The following is a 352-nucleotide window of genomic DNA, read 5'->3' as shown; positions in this document are numbered from 1 at the left end:
CTCCCGTACTGCCTTCATGGCCGACTGCGCATCTCGCGGGCTCGGCAGCTGCTACGGGGGGGAGCGTAAACATGATGTGCAGATTTTTATCACATCACGAGGCGTCGGCGGGGAGAGAAGGGCGGGGTGCCAGTGTGCGGCTTCCCTGCGCGATGACGAGCGCAGCGGCGATCAGCGCCAGGGCGACGGCGAACGTGATCCGCATAGCGCTGGCAACGGCCTCGGGGGGCGCTGTGGTGATGTCGTTTGTTGCCGATGCAAGCACGAACACCGCACCCAACGCGGACGCACCGGTGATCAGCCCCAGGTTTCGCGACAGGTTGAGCATGCTGGAGATAACGCCGCGCTGGTC

Annotated in this window: 1 pseudogene; it reads right to left on the bottom strand. The window is 65.1% G+C overall.

The features are described 5' to 3' along the window. Window positions 1–94: 94 nt before the first annotated feature. Window positions 95–352, bottom strand: a pseudogene (locus AC1DH9_RS31195) (MFS transporter); the annotation flags it as partial.

The sequence above is a fragment of the Pseudomonas sp. 05T35 genome (assembly GCF_056396605.1).
This window is presented reverse-complemented; position numbering and strand designations above follow the sequence as displayed.